Genomic DNA, 20,945 nt, shown 5'->3' with positions numbered 1-20,945 from the left:
GCACCATGCCGTACCCGATCCCGGCCTCCCTGCTCGAGGTGAACCTGCACCCCGGCAAACCCCCGATCCTGCACACCGACACCCCCGACGACGCGCCGGGCTGGGCGGCCGAACACCACCACGCACTGCGCACCCTCGTCACCGAACACGGCGCGGTCCTCATCCGCGGCCTGCACCTGCGCGACGCGGACCAGGCCGGCGCCGTCTTCCACCAACTGGCCCCCGCCCTGATGACCGACAAGGAAGCCTTCGCTCCCCGCCAGACCTACACCCCGGGCGTGTACTCCTCCTCGACATGGCCGCCGAACCAGCCGATGTGCATGCACCACGAACTCAGCTACAGCCTCCAGCCCCCAGGCCTCATGCTGTTCGCCTGCCTGACCGCACCCACCACCGGCGGAGCCACCGCCATCGCCGACGCCCCCACCGTTCTCGAGGCACTGCCCACCGAACTGGTCCACCGCTTCGAACAGGAAGGCTGGCTGCTCACCCGCACCTACAACGACGAGATCGGCGCCCCCTACGCAGAGGCTTTCGGCACCGACGACCGGACCGCCATCGAGGACTACTGCCGCGCAGGCGCCATCGAATTCGCCTGGCAACCCGACGGCAGCCTGCGCACCCGCCAGCGGCGCCCCGCCGTGACGACCCACCCCGTCACCGGCCGCCTCTGCTGGTTCAACCAGATCGCCTTCCTCAGCGAATGGACGATCGAACCCGAAATCCGCGAATACCTCATCGACGTCTACGGCGCACAGGGACTGCCGTTCAACACCCGCTTCGGCAGCGGCGACCCCATCGGCCCCGACATCATCCAGCTCATCAACGACACCTACACCGCCCACATCGCCCGCGAGCCGTGGCAGGCCGGCGACCTCATGCTCGTCGACAATGTGCGCACCGCGCACAGCAGGGAGGCCTTCCAAGGACCACGCGAGGTTCTCGTCGCCATGGCCGAGCCGCTGCGCCTGTCCGAGTGCCCGCCGACCGCCGAGGTGAGCGCCGGATGACTACCGTCCGTTCCACCGCAATGGAGCCCGCCATGTCCCAGCCGCACACCGTGCCACCGTTCGCAGTGATCTCCGGCGCCCAGGTCCTGCACACCCTGCAGGACCGGGAAAAGCAGATCGTGGACCTCATCGAGGCCACCTACCACCTGCACGCCGCCGGAGAGTCGGTCAACCCCCCCTCCTACTTCCTGCGCTTCCCCGACCGCCCCTCCTCCCGGATCATCGCGCTGCCCGCCTCGATCGGCGGACAAGTGCGGGTGGACGGCCTCAAATGGATCTCCAGCTTCCCCGACAACGTCCAGGCCGGCATCCCCAGGGCCTCCGCAGTCCTGATCCTCAACGACCACGACACCGGCTACCCCTTCGCCTGCCTGGAAAGCTCCATCATCAGCGCCACCAGAACCGCCGCATCGGCCGCCCTCGCCGCCGACCACCTCACCCGCAACCGGCAACGCCCCACCCGCATCGGGTTCTTCGGCACGGGCCTGATCGCCCGCTACATCCACACCTTCCTGACCGGCACCGGCTGGGCCTTCGACGAGACCGGCGTCCACGACCTGTCCCCCGACAGCGCCGCCGGCTTCCGCGACTACGTCCAACAGACAGCCACCCCCGGACAGATCACCGTGCACGACAGCCCCGAGGAACTGATCCGCGCCAGCGACCTCGTCGTCTTCGCCACCATCGCCGGCGAGCCGCACATCAGCGACCCGGCCTGGTTCGACCACAACCCCTTGGTCCTGCACGTGTCCCTGCGCGACCTCGCACCCGAGATCATCCTCGCCTCGACCAACATCGTCGACGACGTCGAACACTGCCTCAAAGCCAACACCTCCCCGCACCTGGCCGAACAGCTCACCGGCAACCGCGACTTCGTCCACGGCACACTCGACGACGTGATGACCGGACGCGTGACACCCCCCACGGACCGGCCCCTGGTGTTCTCACCCTTCGGCCTCGGAGTACTCGACCTCGCCGTCGGCAAATACGTCTACGACGAGACGGCCCGCTCCGGGCAGCTCCACGTCATCGAGGACTTCTTCCACGACCTGCGCCGGCACGGATGACCGGCCCACAGCACCCTGCCGCGGAGGAGTCGCCATGACAACCGTGCGACTCTTGGCGTCATCACTGCGAACGTCCATGCACTGCCCAACGAGTGACGAAAGGTTCAGAAGCCCGGCAGTGACGGCCTGGGACAGACCGGCCCGTTAGGGTTTCGGTTTGCCATCGGGGTGACTGGTTACACGGACACCATGGCTGAATCCAAGAATTCCACGAACTCAACGCCGCAGACGTCGACTTCACGGTCGGCGAAGAGGGCCGTCTCCAACGGCGCCAAGGCGCCCGCTCGGGACGCCAAGGCCTCTGCGTCTTCCTCTGCCGCCGCGGTGAAGGACGCCACAGCCGCGTCCACCACGGCGGCGCGGGAGGCCAAGGACGCGACCCGGTCCGCCGCGCAGGGCGGCAAGGAGGCGCTCGCCGGGTTCGGCGGGACGGTCGCCGACACGGCCAGGACGGTTCAGCGGACCGTCGGCTCTGCGGCCGGCCGGGCCGGGGCCAAGGCCGGCATGGCCTGGACGCTCGTCAAGGCCCGGAAGGCCGTAGCGGCCGGTGCCGGCGCGGGTGTGGCCACCGCGGTGGCTTCCTCCTATGCGCTGGGCCGTCGCGCGGGCCTTCGTCAGCGCGGCCCCCTCTCGCGTCTCACCGGCGGCCGGCTGTAGCCCTTTCGGCTTCCCGTGCCTCAGCTGACTGCGGACCTCTTCAGCGGCTCGTCGCCTTTCGCGATCTGCACTCAACGGTGTGGGTGGATGTGCAGGTGGGCCGCTACGGAGCGTCGTTTGCCCAGGCGTGTGAGTACGTCAGGCCAGACGGCCTGAGTATGCGGGCCGATTCGCACCACTGCTGCTGCTGGTCGAATGAGAACCATGACTCCTGACGCACCGCGCCGTCCCCGCATGCGGCACGTCACCACCACCGGCTCGGCGTTGGCCGTTGTGCTACTGCCCCTGGCCGTCGGCATGCTGCTGGCCAAGGCGATGGGCTCGGACCCGCTGACATCGGTCAACGCGGTGATCACCCACAGTGGGCAGCGAGCACGCGTCTCACCGGCGCAGTGGCGCGGATGCGGCAGGTATGCACTGCGCGGGCGGAAAGGTGCCGCGCGCGGGGCGGCTCTGCGCTCGCGCGCGGCTGCTGCCTGCCGCGCGGCGGCCCGCACGGACAGGAGCACCGCTCCCACGCGCGCGGGCGCGGAGGGGAACCTGTCTCCTGTCCAGCGCGTGCGGGAAGATGCTTGACCGTCGACCGGGAGGCTCCGTTTCGGGCGCTGCCACGATCCCCGCCACGATCCCCGGTATCCGCGGGATTGACCGAGCGGGAGGTGCAGGTGCTCTGGGCGATGCCCCGGTGTGATCCGGGTCGGCGGATCAACCGACCCGGTATTGACGGGAGTTGGCCGAAGGTTCCAGAATGACACGTCATTCCGCAACAGGAGGGGACCCGGTCGTGGCGCAGGGCGTGGTGGACAAGCGGGAGGCGATACTACGCGCGGCGGGCAAGGTGTTCGCCGAGCGTGGCTACCACGCGACAGGCATCTCCGACATTGCCCGAGAGCTCGGGGCTGGGCACGGCACCTTCTACCGGTACTTCAAGAACAAGGAGGACATCGCACGCAGCGTGGTCTCGCGCGCGTTGGGCCAGGTCATGGATGCTCTCGCCGACGAGGCCCCCGGCTCCTGCCAGTCGGTGGCGCAGTACCGCGAACAGGTCCGGCGCATCGGCCACAAGCTCTTCGACCTTGTGGTGGCGGAACCGGCGCTGTGCCGCATTCTCTTCTACGACGCCATCGCGATCGACCGGGCCGAGCCGGATCTGGCAGGCAAGGCCATGGAAGCGGCGGCTCAGTACACGGCTGCCTTCATCCACAACGGGCAGGACCGCGGCTTCCTGCGGCGCGATCTCGATGCCCACGTGGTCGGGCTCGCGGTGAACGGAATGATCGTGACCGGGGCGGTTCGGCTGCTGCACGCACGGGATCCCGACGCCATGCGTGATCCATGGATCCGCACGGTGGAGACGCTCATGTTCGACGGCCTCGGCTCCCGCTGAGCCGCAGGCCCGCAAGGACCGCTCATTTCTTCTGCCTTGAGAACGGAATGACGTGTCATTCCGGAAAGGGAGCGCGATGGTCCAGGTGGATGTCTTCTGGTCCTATGGGATAGGCGCGAGTTTCGCGACCGCCGCCGCCCGTCAGCTCAGGACCGGCAACGACCGTGCAGGGCACGGCGGCCGGTGGTCCAACCCCTACCTGATGGGGACCGTCCTCTACTGCGCGGTGCTGTTCGCGCCCAGCGGCGCATGGCTCCTCTGGGGCTTTCCGGACTGGGAGACGATGCAGGTCGCAAGCGGCCACAGCTCGCTGCCCGGCTGGCTCGTCGCGCTGTTCGCCGCGACGAACGTGAGTCAGGGCGTGCTCGGCTTCTGGGTTGCGGAGCGGCTCATCGCCTCGGGCCGGGTGTACGCGGCCTTCCTGCAGGCGGGGGTCGGATACACCGGCATGTTCTTCATCCTCGTCCACGGCTGGGACGGCCGTGGGTACCAGCGGTTCTTCTCCGCCGACCGGGAGACTTTCGCCACGGCGTGGTCGGAGCAAACCGGAGTGCGAGAGGCCCTGTCGCATGCGGGCGACTGGCTCACCTCGCCGGTCGCGCTGACGCTGTACGCAATGGGCGTTGTGCTCGTCCCGGTCATGCTGGCGCTGATGGCCTTCTGGATCCGGTCCGGGCAGCGCGATACGGGCGCCGAAACAGTGACGGGCCGCTTCCGCATCCTCGGCGCCGTACTGGGGGCGGTCTTCGGGGTGGCGCTCGGCACGGCTGTCGTCGCCTCGGTCCTGGTGCACCTGCTGGGCTGGTGGTTCGGCGTCCCGGTCACGGTCCTTCTCGCGGCGCTCCTCGTCGTACGGCGGGGTGGTGCGGCCGATCGAACATTCGCGATGCTTGCGCTGCCGGACCGTCACTGCGGCCGAGGGCAGAGGGGCCTCGCCACGGGGGGCTGACCTGACCGTGATCGGCAGATCTCGCCAGTGGCCGGTGTCGGGTCAGCGGCCCGTGGCCAAGGGCCCTGTTCAAAAACACGCCTCGACCTCGCCCCTTGGGCGCGGGCGTGATCAGGCGGTCCAAGGGCACGCGAAGTGTTATGGGAACTCTGAAGCAGTGGGAACAGACGCTTGAACGCTGGCAGGACGCCTTGGTCGCGAAGTTCTTCCACAGCGAACCGGTCGAGCTGCTGGACAAGCTCCGGGGCGAGTGCGACGACCACGTGGTCGTGTGCAGCCAGACCCGAGTGATGGCACCCAACGCGTACGAGGTCGAAATCGACTCCGGCCTGCACAAGGAACTGGCCGGGCACGCGCGGCAGGTGGGGCAGGCCCTCATGGACAGTCTCGCGCGGCATGGCGAGAGCCGCGGCTACGAATGGGCCGGCCCGCTGACGGTACGCGTGACGGCGGCGGTCCATCTGCCCAACGGCCGGTACCGCGTCACCTGCCGCGCCATGCCCCATGTCCGCGCCGATGCGTTCCCTTCGGCGAGCGAGTAGGCGCCCCGCGCGGTCGAACGCTTCGGGAGCCCGACCGCGCCGAGGCGCCCTGCCGGGTTCTGCTTCTCGTCTCTGTGGGGTTTCGCGCCAGCCGTCAGGCGTGCCGGTGGGAGCGCCTGCCTCCGGAGATGAGCCGGTAGAGGACGAGCAGGATCAGGGAGCCGACGATCGCCGCAACCCACGTGGAGAGGTCGAAGAAACCGTCTATCGAGTCGACGCCGAAGATGACCTTGCCGAGCCAGCCTCCGAGGAGGCCGCCGGCAATACCGATGAGCATGGTGATGATGATGCCGCCAGGGTCCTTGCCAGGCATCAGAAGCTTGGCGATCATTCCGGCGAGCAAGCCGATGAGTATCCAGGCGATGATGCCCATGATGATCCTCTCCCGTCTCGAGGATGTACGGCTGAGTTCAATTATCACCTGCGCCGGAAAAGCGGATCCAAACCTTCCGGTCAGGGTCATCAGATTTTCCGATGTCGGAGGGCCCGGCGGCCTTCGGTCGCGCGCGGAGTTCCGGCGGTTTTGACTGCGCCGGCAGGACGGCGGCAGCCTGGTCGGTCGGTGTGAGCCGACAGGGCGGCCATGAGAAGAGAGGCTTCTCTACCGCGTCAGACCAGGGCTGGGCCGCAGGGCCGTTCGGGTGCTCCGGACACCCCCTGATACGGGCGGATATCGGCGGGCCCTACAGGCCCTGCGCCGACGCCTGCTCCGACCGGCGTGACGTAGCTCCCGCCGGTGGGAGATCGACGCCGTCGCTGCTGATCGGTACGGTCCACGTGAACAGCGGATGCCGATCCCGGCAGCCGGAAGGACACTGCCAGTCCTTGAGGCCGCACACCCGCAACACGACAGGGGACATTGATGTTCCGCAAGGTATTGGTCGCCAACCGGGGCGAGATCGCGATCCGCGCCTTCCGCGCGGCCTTCGAGCTCGGCATCTCCACCGTGGCCGTATTCCCTTACGAGGACCGCAACTCGCTCCACCGGGCCAAGGCGGACGAGGCGTACCAGATCGGCGAAAAGGGCCACCCGGTGCGGGCCTATCTCTCGGTCGATGAGGTGATCAAGGCCGCGCGCAAGGCCGGTGCCGACGCCGTCTACCCCGGATACGGCTTCCTGTCGGAGAACCCCGACCTCGCCGCCGCGTGCGCCGAGGACGGGATCACCTTTGTCGGGCCACCCGCTTCCGTACTGAACCTCACCGGAAACAAGTCCCGGGCGGTGGCTGCCGCTCGCGAGGCGGGAGTTCCGGTACTGAAGTCGTCTGAGCCGTCCACGGACGTGGACACGCTGGTCGGCGCCGCCGACTCCATCGGGTTCCCGGTGTTCGTCAAGGCCGTCGCCGGCGGCGGCGGGCGAGGGATGCGGCGCGTCGCCCGGCCCGCCGAGCTGCGGGAGTCGATCGACGCGGCGATGCGCGAGGCGGAGTCGGCGTTCGGAGACGCCACCGTCTTCCTGGAGCAGGCCGTCGTCAACCCGCGACATATCGAAGTGCAGATCCTCGCCGACGCCCAAGGCAATGTCGTCCATCTGTACGAGCGGGACTGTTCGGTGCAGCGGCGGCACCAGAAGGTCGTCGAGATCGCCCCCGCGCCGAATCTCGACCCGGAGCTGCGCGCGCGCATCTGCGCCGACGCCGTCGCGTTCGCCAGGCACATCGGGTACGTCAACGCGGGCACCGTGGAGTTCCTGGTCGACGAGCGCGGCAACCATGTCTTCATCGAGATGAACCCCCGTATCCAGGTGGAGCACACGGTCACCGAGCAGGTCACCGGACGGGACCTGGTGATCGGACAGCTGCGGATCGCCGCGGGACGGACGCTTCCCGAACTGAACCTGACGCAGGACGACATCGTCCTCACGGGCACGGCCCTGCAGTGCCGTATCACCACCGAGGACCCCGCCAACGGTTTCCGCCCCGACACGGGCACCATCTCCGCGTACCGTTCCCCGGGCGGCCCCGGCGTCCGGCTCGACGGCGGCACCGTCCACACCGGCGCCGAAGTGTCCGCCCACTTCGACTCGATGCTGGTCAAGCTGACCTGCCACGGACACGACTTCGCCAACGCCGCCCGCCGCGCACGGCGGGCGATCGCCGAGTTCCGTATCCGCGGAGTCGCCACCAACCTGCCCTTCCTCGGCGCTGTGCTCGACCACCCCGCCTTCCGCGAGGGACGCATCACGACGAGCTTCATCGACGAGCATCCGGAGCTCGTCCGGGCGCGCCCCTCGGCCGACCGAGGAAGCCGCATGCTCACCTATCTCGCCGAGACGACGGTCAACCGTCCCCACGGCCCGCGTCCCCAGGTCATCGACCCGGCCGCCAAACTCCCTCCCGCCGCACTGGGCACACCTCCCGCCGAAGGGTCCCGGCAGCGCCTCGCGGCACTCGGGCCGGAGGCGTTCGCGGCGGAGCTGCGCGCGCAGCGGGCCGTCGCGGTGACGGACACGACCTTCCGCGACGCGCACCAGTCCCTGCTGGCCACCCGGGTGAGGACGCGCGATCTGCTGGCCGTCGCCCCGCATGTCGCCGCAACAGCACCGCAGCTGCTGAGCCTGGAGTGCTGGGGCGGCGCCACCTACGACGTGGCCCTGCGCTTCCTCGCCGAGGATCCCTGGGAGCGGCTCGCGGCCCTGCGGGAGGCGGTGCCCAACATCTGTACGCAGATGCTGCTGCGTGGGCGCAACACTGTCGGCTACACGCCCTACCCAGTCGAGGTGACCGAGGCCTTCGTCGCCGAGGCAGCGGCGACCGGCATGGACATCTTCCGGATCTTCGACGCGCTCAACGACATCTCGCAGATGCGTCCCGCCATCGATGCCGTACGGTCCACCGGCACCGCGCTGGCCGAGGTCGCCCTGTGCTACACCGCGGACCTGTCGGACCCGGCCGAAGAGCTGTACACCCTCGACTACTACCTACGCCTCGCGGAGCAGATCGTCGAGGCCGGCGCGCACGTACTGGCCATCAAGGACATGGCCGGCCTGCTGCGCCCGCCCGCCGCCCGCACCCTGGTGACCGCACTGCGTGAGCGCTTCGACCTTCCGGTGCATCTGCACACGCATGACACGGCGGGCGGTCAGCTCGCGACGCTGATCGCCGCGATCGACGCGGGCGTCGACGCCGTCGACGCCGCCGTCGCCTCGATGGCGGGCACGACCAGCCAGCCGTCCCTGTCGGCGCTCGTCGCGGCCACCGACCACACCGAGCGCGCGACCGGGCTCTCGCTCGACGCGGTCGGGGGACTCGAGCCGTACTGGGAAGCCATGCGCAAGGTCTACGCGCCCTTCGAGTCGGGGCTCGCCTCGCCCACCGGGCGCGTCTACCACCACGAGATCCCCGGCGGACAGCTGTCGAACCTGCGTCAGCAGGCCATCGCGCTCGGCCTCGGCGACCGCTTCGAGCTGATCGAGGACTGCTACGCGGCCGCCGACCGGATGCTGGGCCGGCTGGTCAAGGTCACCCCCTCCTCGAAGGTGGTGGGCGACCTCGCCCTGCACCTGGTCGGAGCCGGGGTCCAGGCGGCCGACTTCGAGTCGGACCCCGGCAAGTTCGACGTACCGGACTCGGTGGTCGGATTCCTGCGGGGCGAGCTGGGCGACCCGCCCGGCGGCTGGCCAGAGCCGTTCCGTACGCGCGCACTCCAGGGCCGTCCCGCGCAGGCCGAGAGCCCGACGCTGTCGGACGAGGACCGCGAGGGACTGGGCCGGGACCGGCGGGCGACGCTGAACCGGCTTCTGTTCCCCGGCCCGACCAAGGAGTTCGACGCCCACCGCGAAGCGTACGGCGATACGTCCGTACTGCCCACGCAGGACTTCTTCTACGGCCTGGAGCCTGACACTGAGCACACGGTCACCCTCGGGGCCGGTGTCACGCTGCTGATCGAGCTGGAGGCGATCTCCGAGGCCGACGAGCGGGGCTTCCGTACGGTGATGGCCACGCTCAACGGTCAGCTGCGCCCGGTGTCGGTGCGGGACAAGTCCGTCGCCACTGAGGTCAAGGCCGTGGAGAAGGCCGAGCGCGGCAACGACCGCCATGTCGCCGCGCCGTTCGCGGGCGTGGTGACGCTCCAGGTGGAGGAAGGCTCTTCGGTGTCGGAGGGGCAGACGGTGGCCACCATCGAGGCGATGAAGATGGAGGCGTCCATCACCGCTCAGTGCGCGGGCACGGTCGCGCGGCTGGCGATCGGGAAGATCCAGCAGGTCGAGGCGGGCGATCTGCTCATCGAGATCGGCTGACGCCTGCTTCGTGTGTGCGTATGCGGCCGGCCCGGGTGACGTTCGGGGCCGGCCGCGTACGCACGGGGGCGGCCGGCCGTCAGACTTCGGCGTCGTGGATGACCATCGCGATCTGGACCCGGTTGTCCAGGTCGAACAGCCCCAGGTCAGCGAGTCGTTGATCACGTGGGCTGCCATCACGCTCATGACCCGGCGCCTCACCCGCCGCAAGACCCAGACCGCCGAACGGCGCGACGTCAGCCCGTACTACCTGGCACAGGCCGCCTGATCACTCCGCTGGGAGGCTGTCCTGGTCCGGGCCGACGACGAGGACGCAGCAGGACCGTCGTCACTAAGCCTGCGCGCTGCAGGCGGGAAATCTGCTCTCAATGACGGACCAGGCAGAACGGATGCCCTGCCGGGTCGGCAAAGATACGCCAGCTCCGCCCGTCGGAACCGTGGTCCAGTACGGTCGCTCCCCGGGCCAGCACCTGCTCTTGGGCCCCGTCCAAGTCCGTAACAGTGAAGTCCAGATGGAACTGCTGGGGCCGGGCGGGGTCCGGCCACAGTGGCGGCCGATAGTCCGCTGCCCGCTGGCAGGCGAGGACGAGACCGGCCGGTGTGTGCAGTGTCGCCCAGCTATCACCGAGGGCCCACCGTTGATCCTGCTGATTGACGGTCCCACCGAGCAGCGACTGGTAGAACTCGGCGAGTTCCATCGGATCAGGGCAGTCCAGCACCACACACTGCAATTCAGCAATCAAGGACAGATCCTAAGCGGCTGCCGGTCTGGCGAGCCGTCCGTAGTTGAGCACAAATACGCCGCCCGGACGGCTGGGCGGAACGTGCCCTTCCGCCGATCATTGCGGATAGCGCGTCCAGGAAATGCCGAACGAGGGGGAGATGGCATGGACAGCACGCTCATCGCCGCGGTCATCAGTGGCTTGGGAGCTGCCCTGGCCACCGCCGGCGGTGCGGTGCTGCGGGCCCGTACCAACACCCGTACGGCCGCCAGGCGGATCTATGCCGAACTCACCAGGAACCGGGGCGATCATCGCGCGTCGGCGAAGCAGCGCGTCGTTCGAGGCGGTTCACCGAGGGTATGAGGCGCTGGAGATCGTCCCCGTTCTGGCGGACGAATCGCTCGACGACGCGGAACGCAGCCGCCCCGGCGGACGAAGGAGTCACCGTGCTGAGTGACGGGGCCTACATCAACACCGGACTCGTCGCCCCGCACCGCAAACGCCCCGGCCGGGACCTACTGGCCGCCGAGGAGGAAGACAACGCCGAGCACCGCAGCGTCCGTGCCCGTGTCGAGCACGCCTTCGCCCGCATGAAGCACTACAAGATCCTCCGGGACTGTCGACAGCGCGGCAGCGGTCTTCACCACGCAGTCCAAGCCGTCGCTCACATGCACAACCTCGCCCTCGCCGCGTGAACAGAACCACCCCGGACACGGCCCCGACCTGCCAAAACGCAACCTTCTGCAACACGCTTTAAGACCAGCCGCATCCTGGCCGAGCTCGCCGGCGGCCACGCGGACCGCACCTGGGACAAGCGCATGCGCGAGATCGTCCGCCCCGACCTGCTCATCCTCGACGACTTCGCCATGCGCCAGCTGACCGCACCCCAGGCCGACGACCTCTACGAACTCGTCTCCGAACGGCAGGGCCGGTCACTGATCATCACCAGCAACAGGGCGCCCAGCGATTGGTATCCCCTCTTCCCCAACCCGGTGGTCGCCGAGTCGCTGCTGGACCGGCTGATCGACGCCAGCCACCAGGTCATCATGAACGGCCCCAGCTACCGGCCCAACAAACGGCCAAAGAGCACCGCCGACAAGCCACCGGTCAATTAGCAGGCGGCGAGAAGGTCGGCAAGGATGCCTGCCGGGTCGTGCAACACCCGGGCGCCGTCGGTGACTACACGATGCGTCCCATGATCGACGGGATCTGTCTTTGCCCAGGTCGGAGAGCCGATGCCCAGCTCGACTTCCAGGCCGGAGGCCGTGGAATAGCGTCGTTCTGTGATCGGTCCCCACGACTGGGTGCGGATCAGCTCGCCCAGCCCGAGTTCCACGGCCCAGGCATCCTCAAGGAGATACTGGGACTCGTCCGTGGTGAGCAGGACGACGTCGATGTCGGAGTCCGGTCGCGCGGCGTTGCGGGCGCAAGACCCCACCAAGAGCAGGCCGACGATGTCTTCGCGGCCCCTCGCCCAGCGTGTGATCTGGCCGATGACCTCGTTGATCTCAGCGACCCGCTCCGGCGACAGCGCGGTTGGAAGATTCACTGGCTGATCGTCGCGATGCACCTCGAATGTCCCTCGCTAAAATAGCCGGTGCTGGCATCGGACAGCTTCTCAGGCCGCTGCCCGCGACAGCCACCACCGGCGACGGCAGGGGCCACGATGGCGCAGCCGCAAGCAAGCGGACTCGCTCCACACCATGCAATGCAACGGCCCACTACCTGGCGAATTACGTGACCACAACGGTGGGGAATTGCGTGACCGTCGACACTGATTGCCCGGGCTCCGTTTCGTCTCAGCCGTGAGAAGGGAGCCGAGTGCTCAGGGGCACCCTACTGCTGTCTCCGGGGCTGGGCCGGGCTTGCTGTTCTTGCTGAGGACGCCGGTTGTCGGGTCGGGCGCGTAGCCGACGGTGTCCTTGCCTGGGACGCTCATGGAGCGGAAGGGGCCGACCAGCTCCGAGTATTTGTGGCCGCCGTAGGAGTAGTTGACCAGGAGACTCCACTCGTAGTTGCCCTTGCACGCCTGTACGTCTACGCGGACGATCGCTGGATCGGTGGCGCTGACGGTGAAGCCAGGGCAGTGCGCGCGCGGATCGACTTCAAGTACGCGCTCGTGCGCCACGAGGCGCCACTATCCCGAGCGGGGGTGAAAGGACCCCGCCGCTGGCCTGTCGCAGCAGGCTAGCGAAGCTGAGGGAAGCCTGAACGCGGAGACACGCGGGAGTGTTCTGGCCTTGGTGGAGCTCATGGGAGTCCGCCAGTTGAAGGGCGAGACCCGGTTGACATCCCAACGCTGTTCGATCTGGTGGAACGTTCCTTCGGGGTGGTCGCCGGCTCGGGGGCGCTCGTTGCTCTGGTGGTCGCCTACCGGCGACAGCGCGTCGATGAGGACGGGGCGCTGCGCGAGGCCACGCGACTGCACACCGAGCGGTTCACCGCTGCCGTCTCCCAACTCGGCGACTCCTCAGCCGCCGTCCGCCTCGGGGGAGTCCATGCCCCTGTCCGGGCTCGCCGACGACGCCCCCACCAAGGAGCTCCGCCAGGCATCGACGTCCTGTGCGCCTACCTCGGCGCTCTTGAGGGCGGCGGAGTCGGCGTGTGCCGTCTCGACAGCCTCGGGTAGCGCTGCTTCTTCTCGTACTGGGCGAGCGCCCCCTCTGAAGTATTAGCCGGTGACGTTTCCGGTGGCGACCAGGGCGAAGTCGGCGTCGGTCGCGGGGGTTTCCACGTGCCCGTCTGCGTTGACCTGGCTGGCGGTGACCTGGATCGTCCAGGTGCTGGCGGCCGGGGTTTGGATGAACACGTTCTCGACGGTGTCGATGGTGTTCGCCGAGCCCCCCGGCGTTGACCAGTTGCCTGCCGCGAGTCCGTTGTTTCCCCAGTAGATGGTGCCGTCCGGGGCGGTGATCTTCAGAGTCAGATCGTTGACCCGCGCCTGGGCCGCCGACGGCGAGCCCATCGGGTCGGTGTAAGCCATCGTCGCCTTCAGCGGCTGGCTGCCGTCGGTGGTCAGTGTGTACGTCGCGCTCTGGCCCCCGGTGAGCACGTCGGTCTCGTTGACCAGGATCGGCAGCTGCCAGTTGTTGCCCTGCGCCTGCTGGTAGAGGTTGCCGGCGCTGGCAGTACCCCAGCCCTGCTTCATTCGGGCCAGGTCGTGGGAGTCGCCCGTGAAGGCGTACTGGTCGGCCGAGTTGATCAACAGCGCTTTCGCGGTGGCGGCATGTGGCCGGGACGCGAAGACGTCGCGGTCCTGACCGGGGCTGCCGTCAAAGACCCCGTCGGCCCACATCTGGTGGATGAGGCCGGCGTAGCCGCAGGTGATCGGGGTGGCGGCGCTGGTGCCGCTGAACGTGCCGGTGTACGCGGCGTCGCCGCCGCTCGCGGTGGTGTGGACCGCGTCGTAGTAGTTCGACAGGTCGGGTTTGATCCGCCCGTCCGCGGCCGGGCCGATGCTGGCGCCGCCGTTCCACGCGTCATCGGTGCGGGAGACGGTGTCGTAGTGGTAGATGCCGCCCACGGACACCACGTTCTTCGCCCACGCCTGTGGCCGGCCAGAGCGGTTACCGGTGTTGCCCTGGGTCTGGCAGATCAGGATGTCGTGGTCGAAGACGATGTCGTCCATCGCCGCCGACGTCGAGTTGTAGCCGAACGTCAGCGCACTGCCCCAGCTGTTGGACTGGAACACCGCCCGGTACGGGCCTGCCGGGTCGACGAGCTGCGCGGTGTGCGCCCATCGGTCGGACACCAGGCTGTTGGCGGCGAAGATGGGCTGCGCCTGGGGGAGCAGACCGCGGGCAGTGGAGTTGACGCCCGAGGCGAAGATCTGCCCGTACGTCGAGGTGCCGTGGCTCGTGCTGGTGGTGTTGGCGGTATGCATGATCGGCGGGAAAGCCGCGAACTCCTGGTGGGTGGTGCGCAGTCCGGTGTCCATCACCTCACCGCGTAAGCCTTGGCCGAGGTAGCCCAGGGCGGTCTCGACCGCGTTGGCGCCGCCCGCGAAGCGGGCGTTGTCTTCTCCCGGCTCGTCTTCTCTCCATTGATCGCATCAAACGCCGTCACCTACGGGGCCATCGGAACTGTCCTGGTCATCCAGTCCTGGCTGGTCGGCGTGGGCGTCGTCGTCTTCGGCGGTGCGCTGGTCGGCCGTCTGCTGCACGAGGAGATCCCCCGCGTGACACGTGCGCTCAAACGGCGAGGATGAGACGCGGACCCGGAGCTGGTCACGCCTGAGTGAACTGGGGGAGTGGGAGCACAGCGGGAACGTCCGTCGCCGAGAGGCCGCGATGCGCTGATCACCCAAGGGGGGCGGCCCCTGTTACGCCGCGTGGCTGAAAGGCGTTGAGCAAGTGCTCCCCGAGTCGAGGTCATCCGGGATCACGAAGCATGCTCCCGGATGGCTGGCACCTCACCCAAGACGTCGACGACTTCCTCGCCCGAGCCGGGGACTTCTGCGCTCGCGCCCCGCCCTGCACAACACGCCGCTGACGGACATCGAGAAACTGCGGATACGCGGAACAGCCGAACACGACGCCGAAGCCCCCGTCCTCGGTCGGCTGGAGTCAGGAGGCGAAGTCCGCATCTTCTATCTCACTCCGCGCGGCCGCCTGGGCCTCACCCCCCTCTCTGCCGAGCAGACCGATGCCCTCGCTCCTCACCTGGCCGACCTCGGACACTCGCCCTCCAGCGTCATCGCGGACCACGACACTGCCGGCGCTTTCGCCGAGTCATGGCAGCGGCACACGAGCGCAGCGCCGGTACCTTTCTGGCGGACGCATCTCTACCGTCTCGGCACGCTCACCCCACCGCAGCCACGCCCAGAGGGCCGGGGGCGCATCACGGGCGGGCAGGACCGTGAGCAAGTCGTGCGCTGGTGCCGTGAGTTCTGCGTCGACGTCGGGGGACAGCGTTCCATCGACTTGATTGGCGCCGGTTCCTGGGACGACTCGCGCTTCGGCGACAGGCACTTCACGTTCTGGGAGACCCCGGACGGCACCCCCGTCTCGATGGCGGCCGCGACCTCGATCGTCGGCGGCATGGTCCTGGTGGACCCCGTCTACACCCCGGCGCACCTAGGTTCAGGCGCGTGGCAGCACGCCCAGGAGCGTCGAGGTGAAGGAGATCCGCAGAGCGTCACGCAGCTCCAGGTGGAGCACGCCGAGGGCGGGCTCGTCCGCGTAGGCGGCGAGGAGGCTGGGCGGCGGCGGGACGTACGCCGACAGGGCGCCCGCCGAGACCAGGCTCATCAGGCAGAACAGCTGCGCGCCGTCGCCGAGCTCGGGCACGTGGTGGCGCACCAGCTCGGACATGGCCGCGAGCCTCGTGAGGGAGGACCGCTTGTGCCGCTTGACCACCTCGACCGAGACGTTGTGCTCAAGGACGCCGCCCTGCGCGCCGAAGAGGTCACACAGCACCACGCGGCCCGCCAGCGACCGGCTGAGGATCTCGGCCAGCCGGCCCGCCCGCACCTCCGGCGCCGCGTGCGCCTCGATGCCCGCGGCCAGCTCGTCCGCCAGCTCAGCGAGCCAGCTCTCCAGGAAGACGTCCAGCAGTTCGAGCAGCACCGCCTCGCGTGACTCGAAATACCGCAGGACGTTCGACTTGGCCAGGCCCACCCGCCGGCTGAGCTCGTTGAGGCTCACGTCGGCCACGGGCATCTCGTCGAGCATCGCCGCCGCCGTGTCCAGGATTGCGCGGCGGCGGATCTCCCGCTGCTCCTCGCTTCGCGCCCGCTGAAATGTCACGCCCTCAGCCTAGCTTAAAGACCACCGGTCCCTTGACAGGAGACCGGCGGTCCTTTACGTTGATTCTCATAACAGACCGATGGTTCTTTAGGGGTACGCCATGAACGGCAACTGGACCGAGCAGCACATCCCCGATCAGCGCGGCCGGGTGGCGATCGTGACCGGCGCCAACACCGGGCTGGGCTTCGAGACCGCCCGGATGCTCGCCACGCGCGGGGCGGCGGTGGTCCTGGCCGTCCGCAACGTCGAGAAGGGCAAGCAGGCAGCCGCCCGCATCGCCGGCGACGTCACCGTCCAGGCCCTCGACCTGACCTCCCTGGACTCGATCCGGTCCGCGGCGGCCGACCTGCGCGCAGCCCACCCGCGCATCGACCTTCTGATCAACAACGCGGGCGTGATGTACACCCCGCGGCAGACCACTGCCGACGGCTTCGAACTCCAGTTCGGCACCAACCACCTCGGCCACTTCGCCCTCACCGGCCTGCTGCTGGACCGGCTCCTGTCCGTCCCCGGCTCCCGCGTCGTCACGGTCAGCAGCATTGGCCACCGCATCCGGGCCGCCGTCCACTTCGACGACCTGCAGTGGGAGCGCTCGTACAGCCGTGCCGCCGCCTACGGCCAGGCCAAACTCGCCAACCTTATGTTCACGTACGAACTGCAGCGTCGGCTCGCACCGCACGGCACCACGGTCGCGGTGGCCGCCCATCCCGGCGTGTCCAACACCGAGCTCACCCGCAACACGCCCGCCGCGCTTCGCGTGCCCGTCACCTGGCTCGCGCCGCTGCTCACCCAGAAGGCCGAGATGGGCGCCCTGCCCACCCTGCGCGCCGCCACCGATCCGGCGGTCCGCGGCGGCCAGTACTACGGCCCCGGCAACCGCGGCGAGATCCGCGGCTACCCGAAGCTTGTCACCTCCAGCCCCGACTCCCACGACCAGGCCGCCCAGCAGCGCCTGTGGACCGTCTCCGAGGAGCTCACCGGGGTGACGTTTCCCGTGCGGTGAAGCGGTGACTCCACAGCGGAGGGATTTCCCTGAGGCCGCAACCGGATTCGAACCGGTGTGCACCGCTTTGCGGGCGGTTCCCTGACCACTGAACCTCTTTCAACGTGGCGAGGCCGGCAGTGGCCGGCGGCGATGAACGGCCCGGCACTGTCAGGCTCGATGTCAGGTTGAACAAGGTTCATTGGTGCGGACGGCGAGGGAACGCGGCAGGCCATGTGGCCGTTCCGGGGCGGGCGGCGGGCAGGCGGCGGACGTTGCCGAGGGCTGCGGTCTGTTCCCGTAGACGTACGACCTCGTCGTGCTGTGCGGCCAAGCGGGAGGCGGCGAGTTCCTTGAACGTGGTGAGTTCGGCTATGGCCTCGTCCCGCTGAGCCAGGCGTTCCTTGAGCTCGGCGACCTTGGCCTTGAGCCGTTCGATCTGCGCGATTCGCGGGTCGACGACCTTTCCGGCTTCCTGCAGAGTACGAAGGCGCCGCTCGAACTCTTCGGCGAAGTGCTGGTAGGGGCCGGGGCGGGTGGTGCCGTCACGGTTCTTCTTCGGGTAGAACGCGGTGCGGGTCACGCCGGCTTCAGCGGCCAGTGTCTTCAAGTCGCAGCTGCCGCTGGGCGGGAGGTTACCCTTCAGGAGCCGGTCCATCGCGGCTCGGACGGCCTCCTCGTCGCGGGCGCGGGTCTCTGCTCTGATTCGAGCCATGAAGTGGGGTTTCTCCTTACGCGGCAGCGGCGTCGATCGAGGCCAGGACCTCTCATGTGCTGGTTCCAGGTGGATGCGGCGAACCGTTCCTTCAGTGGGCCGCACGCGCGGTGTACCGCGTAGGCGCTCAGGCCGCGTCTCAACTCGCGGCGGTTGTCGAAGAGTTGGATGCCCCGGCTGTCCAGGAAGAGCGTCCAGTCCCGCACAACCAGAACGTAGGTTTCCCAGGAGTTCGGGGCCGGGCAGCCGTTCGCCGGGAGTTCCTGGGCCCACCGGTTGATCACGGTCGTGACGCGAGGGCCAGCCGAGTCCTCGAAGAGGAGGTCGTCGTCAAGCAGGATCGGCATCCGGTCCGGGATGACCGGTTGGCTCTTGTATGACCGGTCGGGGGGATCTGACAGAGGCGGAGTGGCGACAGGTGGTGCTCAGGGAATCGGGGAGGGCACCCGCAAAGCAGCGGACGCCGCCGGATCGCGCGGTGATGGAGGTGCCGGGGCCGAGCAGGACGCAGCTGAAGTGCGGCGGTGGGGAGGTAGCAGGTTTCGCGGATCTGGCGGGCGTTCGCCCTGGCCCCGCACCGCTCGCAGACCTTCTCCGGCGGGTCGAGGTAGAGGCCGACAACATCGCGGACCTTGTCGATGAACAACGGGACCCACAAAACACCCGCGATCAAACAGTGGCTCGGCGAACCACCGTTCCACCAGGTTCAGCCAGGACGAACCGGTGGGTGTGAAGTGCAAGTGCGCTGGACGGGCCGGTGACCGTGCTGGCCGCGGGAGTCTGGAGAACGTCGGAAACCGCGCGGGAGCGGTTCGGACGCGAGGCGGCACTGGTGGCCGAGACGGCCCGCCGATGCCGCGAACGGCAACGCCTGATGGTATTCCTGTCCTCAGCGTCCAGCGGGTTCTACGGCAGGCAGGGCGAGGGCCGCGAGGACGCGCGGATCGCCCCGCCGGGACCTGCTGGACGTCCGGCACTTCGTCACCGTGCTGGACGGACTGCTGGGCCTCGGTGTGCGCGGCCAGGTCGTCAACGTGGCTTCCGGGGTCTCCTTCGCGGCCGAGGAGATCGTCACGGCCGTCGACGCGAGCCTGGGCCAGCAGGCACACCGCGTCCTTCGCGAGGTGCCGCCCGAGTCCCTCCGGATCGCCAACCGGCGGATGCACTTCGGCCTCGGCCCCGGCTACCTCGACCGCCTCATCACCCGCTACGTGCCCGCCAGGGCCGGAGCCTAACGGCGCGCGCTGCGGGCCAGCCAGGGCGTCAGGTTGGGGTCCACGATCAGTTCTCTGTACCTCTCGTCGCCGGGCAGCGGCACGATGAGCCACTGGCCGGGCGGAAACAGCCGCCCCTTCGTGGTGGCGAGTCCGCCGTAGACGGACCTGAGGAACGCGGGGACGGAGTCGCGGGGGACGTCATGGAACTCCACACCGTCGACGGTGATCTTCGCGTCGTCCTCGGGGAAGAGCCGGACGCTCACCGCCGGCGATCCCCCCAGCTCCACGAACGCCTCGTGCGGCAGTGAGCCGTCGGGGTCGAACACCGTGAAGAGTTCGGCCGACGTACGGCGCGACGTCTGGTCCGCTCCGATGTCGTCGGTGACCGACATGCTCAGCTCGAACTCCGCCGCGATGTCGCGGATCGCCACGACAGCGGCCTCGGTGGTCGGCAGGTGCGCTTTCTCCATGACCCGATCATGCCCGACAAAGGAGAAAGAGGTCTAGACCGCATCGGCCTTCGTTGGGCGTCGTGCGGAAGCGAGCTGCTGTTGACCGGCAGCACTCCTGCGCCACCGCCACGAAGGGCGCGATCCCTGCGTCAGTCGGGATCTTTCACGGCCCGGCCCGGCTTCCGGTCAGGACCACACTCATGGCCCGCAGCACTCCGGCTGCCGCACGACAGCCAGCTCACGCATGCGACTGATCGTCCCCAGGAATGATCACTACTGTTCATGCGTTGCAGCGGAGAGCACGCCACCAACCGCAAGGAGACAAGCGTGACCAGCGAGCCTGAGGTTGCCGAACTGCGACTAGTCGTAACTGCTGAGGACTATGAAGAAGCTCTGGCCTTCTACCGCGACGTCATAGGGCTTCCTGAACGCGCAGCATTCACGTCGCCCGGCGGCCGTGTCACCATTCTTGAAGCCGGGCGCGCTACGTTGGAAATCACCGATCCTACGCATGCTGCGTACATCGACGATGTCGAAGTCGGCCGCCGCGTCGCCGGACACATACGAGTCGCCTTCCAGGTCGCGAACGCGGACGCGGCAACCCGGCGCGCCGAACAGGCCGGCGCCACTGTGATCAAGGAACCCGTGATCACTCCATGGAACTCCGCCAATGCACGGCTGCAGGGGCCGGCAGGCCTGCAACTGACCCTGTTCGAAGAGCTTGGTGCGTAGCTCGCTTGGAGCCGGGCCGGGCGCGGTCAGCTGATGTGGCAGTGGAACGAACGGCGGTCAACCCGGTGACGCGGTCGGTGGAGATGGGATTCAACCAGGGTGAGGTCGTCTCCGGGCACACACGGACCCTGTACATCTCGGGGCAGACCGCGATGAGCGGCGACGGCAAGCCCCAGCATGACGGTGACACTGCAGCGCAGTTGACGCTGAGCATCGACAACCTGGAGGCCGTGCTCGGCGAGGCCGGCATGTCTCTCGCGAACCTCGTCCGGCTCAACGTCTACACGACCGACGTCGATCTGCTTTTCCAGCACTACGGCGTGCTGGCGGGGCGGTTGGGCGCCGCCGGGGTGGCGCCGGCTACCACGATGCTCGGGGTGACGCGACTGGCGATCCCCGACCAGATGGTCGAGCTTGAGGGGACCGCGGTCGCGTAAAGCGACCTCGCCGCCCTGCTACTCGTGCCGGTTGAACCGGCACGAGTAGCAGGCAGATGGGTGTGACGCAGCCTTCCGCTCACTCCGTC

Annotated in this window: 25 protein-coding genes and 2 pseudogenes; 19 read left to right on the top strand and 8 right to left on the bottom strand. The window is 68.5% G+C overall.

Going from position 1 to position 20,945, the window contains the following annotated elements:
- Window positions 1–5 precede the first annotated feature (5 nt).
- From ACFYWY_RS35825 to ACFYWY_RS35795, 7 genes are all read left to right on the top strand, one after another.
- Window positions 6–1,010, top strand: a complete 1,005-nt coding sequence (locus ACFYWY_RS35825) for a TauD/TfdA family dioxygenase (protein WP_389194909.1) — start codon at window positions 6–8, stop codon at window positions 1,008–1,010.
- Entirely contained in the window at window positions 1,007–2,077 is a 1,071-nt protein-coding gene (gene sbnB / locus ACFYWY_RS35820; RefSeq protein ID WP_389194906.1) for a 2,3-diaminopropionate biosynthesis protein SbnB, read from the top strand. The genes ACFYWY_RS35825 and sbnB overlap by 4 nt, the downstream gene beginning before the upstream one ends.
- Window positions 2,078–2,266: 189 nt before the next feature.
- Complete coding sequence (locus ACFYWY_RS35815) at window positions 2,267–2,734, top strand: hypothetical protein (protein ID WP_389194903.1); 468 nt, start codon at window positions 2,267–2,269, stop codon at window positions 2,732–2,734.
- Between the two features lie 204 nt (window positions 2,735–2,938).
- Window positions 2,939–3,310: a hypothetical protein gene (locus ACFYWY_RS35810; RefSeq protein ID WP_389194900.1), complete on the top strand. Its 372-nt coding sequence runs from the start codon at window positions 2,939–2,941 to the stop codon at window positions 3,308–3,310.
- Between the two features lie 172 nt (window positions 3,311–3,482).
- Window positions 3,483–4,121 (top strand): TetR/AcrR family transcriptional regulator, encoded by a 639-nt coding sequence (locus tag ACFYWY_RS35805; RefSeq protein ID WP_389194898.1) that lies wholly within the window; start codon window positions 3,483–3,485, stop codon window positions 4,119–4,121.
- A 76-nt stretch (window positions 4,122–4,197) separates the two neighbouring features.
- On the top strand, window positions 4,198–5,070 hold the full coding sequence (locus tag ACFYWY_RS35800; RefSeq protein ID WP_389194895.1) for a hypothetical protein: 873 nt from the start codon (window positions 4,198–4,200) through the stop codon (window positions 5,068–5,070).
- Window positions 5,071–5,210: 140 nt separating this feature from the next.
- Complete coding sequence (locus tag ACFYWY_RS35795) at window positions 5,211–5,612, top strand: DUF3662 domain-containing protein (RefSeq protein ID WP_389194892.1); 402 nt, start codon at window positions 5,211–5,213, stop codon at window positions 5,610–5,612.
- A 94-nt stretch (window positions 5,613–5,706) separates the two neighbouring features.
- Here ACFYWY_RS35795 and ACFYWY_RS35790 read toward each other — a convergent pair whose 3' ends face one another.
- Window positions 5,707–5,985, bottom strand: coding sequence for a GlsB/YeaQ/YmgE family stress response membrane protein (locus ACFYWY_RS35790; RefSeq protein ID WP_389194889.1), 279 nt, complete (start codon window positions 5,983–5,985; stop codon window positions 5,707–5,709).
- Between the two features lie 489 nt (window positions 5,986–6,474).
- Between ACFYWY_RS35790 and ACFYWY_RS35785 the strand changes: the two genes are divergently transcribed.
- Window positions 6,475–9,852, top strand: coding sequence for a pyruvate carboxylase (locus tag ACFYWY_RS35785; protein ID WP_389194886.1), 3,378 nt, complete (start codon window positions 6,475–6,477; stop codon window positions 9,850–9,852).
- Between the two features lie 94 nt (window positions 9,853–9,946).
- Window positions 9,947–10,120, top strand: a complete 174-nt coding sequence (locus tag ACFYWY_RS35780) for a hypothetical protein (protein WP_389194883.1) — start codon at window positions 9,947–9,949, stop codon at window positions 10,118–10,120.
- A gap of 97 nt (window positions 10,121–10,217) precedes the next feature.
- On the opposite strand, the gene ACFYWY_RS35775 is transcribed toward ACFYWY_RS35780, so the two are convergent.
- Window positions 10,218–10,595 (bottom strand): VOC family protein, encoded by a 378-nt coding sequence (locus tag ACFYWY_RS35775; RefSeq protein WP_389194880.1) that lies wholly within the window; start codon window positions 10,593–10,595, stop codon window positions 10,218–10,220.
- 144 nt (window positions 10,596–10,739) lie between these two features.
- Here ACFYWY_RS35775 and ACFYWY_RS35770 point away from each other — a divergent pair, with 144 nt between their 5' ends.
- The 3 genes from ACFYWY_RS35770 (at window position 10,740) to ACFYWY_RS35760 (ending at window position 11,689) form a co-directional block, all read left to right on the top strand.
- Complete coding sequence (locus tag ACFYWY_RS35770; protein ID WP_389194877.1) at window positions 10,740–10,937, top strand: hypothetical protein; 198 nt, start codon at window positions 10,740–10,742, stop codon at window positions 10,935–10,937.
- Complete coding sequence (locus ACFYWY_RS35765) at window positions 10,934–11,269, top strand: transposase family protein (RefSeq protein WP_389194874.1); 336 nt, start codon at window positions 10,934–10,936, stop codon at window positions 11,267–11,269. The genes ACFYWY_RS35770 and ACFYWY_RS35765 overlap by 4 nt, the downstream gene beginning before the upstream one ends.
- A 72-nt stretch (window positions 11,270–11,341) precedes the next feature.
- A complete protein-coding gene (locus ACFYWY_RS35760; RefSeq protein WP_389194936.1) occupies window positions 11,342–11,689 on the top strand; it encodes an ATP-binding protein in 348 nt (115 codons plus the stop codon).
- Here the strand turns inward: ACFYWY_RS35760 and ACFYWY_RS35755 are convergent.
- Both ACFYWY_RS35755 and ACFYWY_RS35750 read right to left on the bottom strand, forming a co-directional pair.
- Window positions 11,686–12,144 (bottom strand): nucleotidyltransferase domain-containing protein, encoded by a 459-nt coding sequence (locus ACFYWY_RS35755; protein WP_389194871.1) that lies wholly within the window; start codon window positions 12,142–12,144, stop codon window positions 11,686–11,688. The two genes, ACFYWY_RS35760 and ACFYWY_RS35755, sit on opposite strands and share 4 nt — an antisense overlap.
- 255 nt (window positions 12,145–12,399) lie before the next feature.
- Entirely contained in the window at window positions 12,400–12,702 is a 303-nt protein-coding gene (locus ACFYWY_RS35750; RefSeq protein WP_389194869.1) for a hypothetical protein, read from the bottom strand.
- Between the two features lie 183 nt (window positions 12,703–12,885).
- Between ACFYWY_RS35750 and ACFYWY_RS35745 the strand changes: the two genes are divergently transcribed.
- Window positions 12,886–13,203: a hypothetical protein gene (locus tag ACFYWY_RS35745; RefSeq protein ID WP_389194866.1), complete on the top strand. Its 318-nt coding sequence runs from the start codon at window positions 12,886–12,888 to the stop codon at window positions 13,201–13,203.
- A 42-nt stretch (window positions 13,204–13,245) separates the two neighbouring features.
- Here the strand turns inward: ACFYWY_RS35745 and ACFYWY_RS35740 are convergent, their stop codons facing one another.
- Window positions 13,246–14,511 carry a S8 family serine peptidase gene (locus ACFYWY_RS35740; protein WP_389194863.1) on the bottom strand — a complete coding sequence of 422 codons (1,266 nt, stop codon included), beginning with the start codon at window positions 14,509–14,511 and terminating at the stop codon, window positions 13,246–13,248.
- A gap of 78 nt (window positions 14,512–14,589) precedes the next feature.
- On the opposite strand from ACFYWY_RS35740, the pseudogene ACFYWY_RS35735 reads away from it, so the two are divergent.
- Both ACFYWY_RS35735 and ACFYWY_RS35730 read left to right on the top strand, forming a co-directional pair.
- A pseudogene (locus ACFYWY_RS35735) lies at window positions 14,590–14,781 on the top strand (ribonuclease BN); the annotation flags it as partial.
- Between the two features lie 182 nt (window positions 14,782–14,963).
- Window positions 14,964–15,652: pseudogene (locus ACFYWY_RS35730) on the top strand (GNAT family N-acetyltransferase); the annotation flags it as partial.
- A gap of 3 nt (window positions 15,653–15,655) precedes the next feature.
- Here ACFYWY_RS35730 and ACFYWY_RS35725 read toward each other — a convergent pair.
- Window positions 15,656–16,321 (bottom strand): TetR/AcrR family transcriptional regulator, encoded by a 666-nt coding sequence (locus ACFYWY_RS35725; RefSeq protein ID WP_389194860.1) that lies wholly within the window; start codon window positions 16,319–16,321, stop codon window positions 15,656–15,658.
- Between the two features lie 100 nt (window positions 16,322–16,421).
- Between ACFYWY_RS35725 and ACFYWY_RS35720 the strand changes: the two genes are divergently transcribed.
- Window positions 16,422–17,324 carry an SDR family NAD(P)-dependent oxidoreductase gene (locus tag ACFYWY_RS35720; protein ID WP_389194858.1) on the top strand — a complete coding sequence of 301 codons (903 nt, stop codon included), beginning with the start codon at window positions 16,422–16,424 and terminating at the stop codon, window positions 17,322–17,324.
- A 178-nt stretch (window positions 17,325–17,502) separates the two neighbouring features.
- On the opposite strand, the gene ACFYWY_RS35715 is transcribed toward ACFYWY_RS35720, so the two are convergent.
- Window positions 17,503–18,018, bottom strand: a complete 516-nt coding sequence (locus ACFYWY_RS35715; RefSeq protein ID WP_389194855.1) for a hypothetical protein — start codon at window positions 18,016–18,018, stop codon at window positions 17,503–17,505.
- 986 nt (window positions 18,019–19,004) lie between these two features.
- Here ACFYWY_RS35715 and ACFYWY_RS35710 point away from each other — a divergent pair.
- On the top strand, window positions 19,005–19,253 hold the full coding sequence (locus ACFYWY_RS35710; RefSeq protein WP_389194852.1) for a hypothetical protein: 249 nt from the start codon (window positions 19,005–19,007) through the stop codon (window positions 19,251–19,253).
- Here the strand turns inward: ACFYWY_RS35710 and ACFYWY_RS35705 are convergent.
- Window positions 19,250–19,705, bottom strand: coding sequence for a hypothetical protein (locus tag ACFYWY_RS35705; RefSeq protein ID WP_389194849.1), 456 nt, complete (start codon window positions 19,703–19,705; stop codon window positions 19,250–19,252). The two genes, ACFYWY_RS35710 and ACFYWY_RS35705, sit on opposite strands and share 4 nt — an antisense overlap.
- Before the next feature lie 309 nt (window positions 19,706–20,014).
- Between ACFYWY_RS35705 and ACFYWY_RS35700 the strand changes: the two genes are divergently transcribed.
- Together ACFYWY_RS35700 and ACFYWY_RS35695 are read left to right on the top strand one after the other, a co-directional pair.
- Window positions 20,015–20,419: a VOC family protein gene (locus ACFYWY_RS35700; RefSeq protein WP_389194846.1), complete on the top strand. Its 405-nt coding sequence runs from the start codon at window positions 20,015–20,017 to the stop codon at window positions 20,417–20,419.
- A gap of 41 nt (window positions 20,420–20,460) precedes the next feature.
- A complete protein-coding gene (locus ACFYWY_RS35695; protein WP_389194933.1) occupies window positions 20,461–20,856 on the top strand; it encodes a RidA family protein in 396 nt (131 codons plus the stop codon).
- The last annotated feature ends 89 nt before the right edge of the window (window positions 20,857–20,945 follow it).

It is taken from the genome of Streptomyces sp. NPDC002870 (genome assembly GCF_042888505.1).
Taxonomy (GTDB): domain Bacteria; phylum Actinomycetota; class Actinomycetes; order Streptomycetales; family Streptomycetaceae; genus Streptomyces.
The sequence above is the reverse complement of the archived record's forward strand: the minus strand, read 5'-3'. Positions and strand labels throughout refer to the sequence as shown.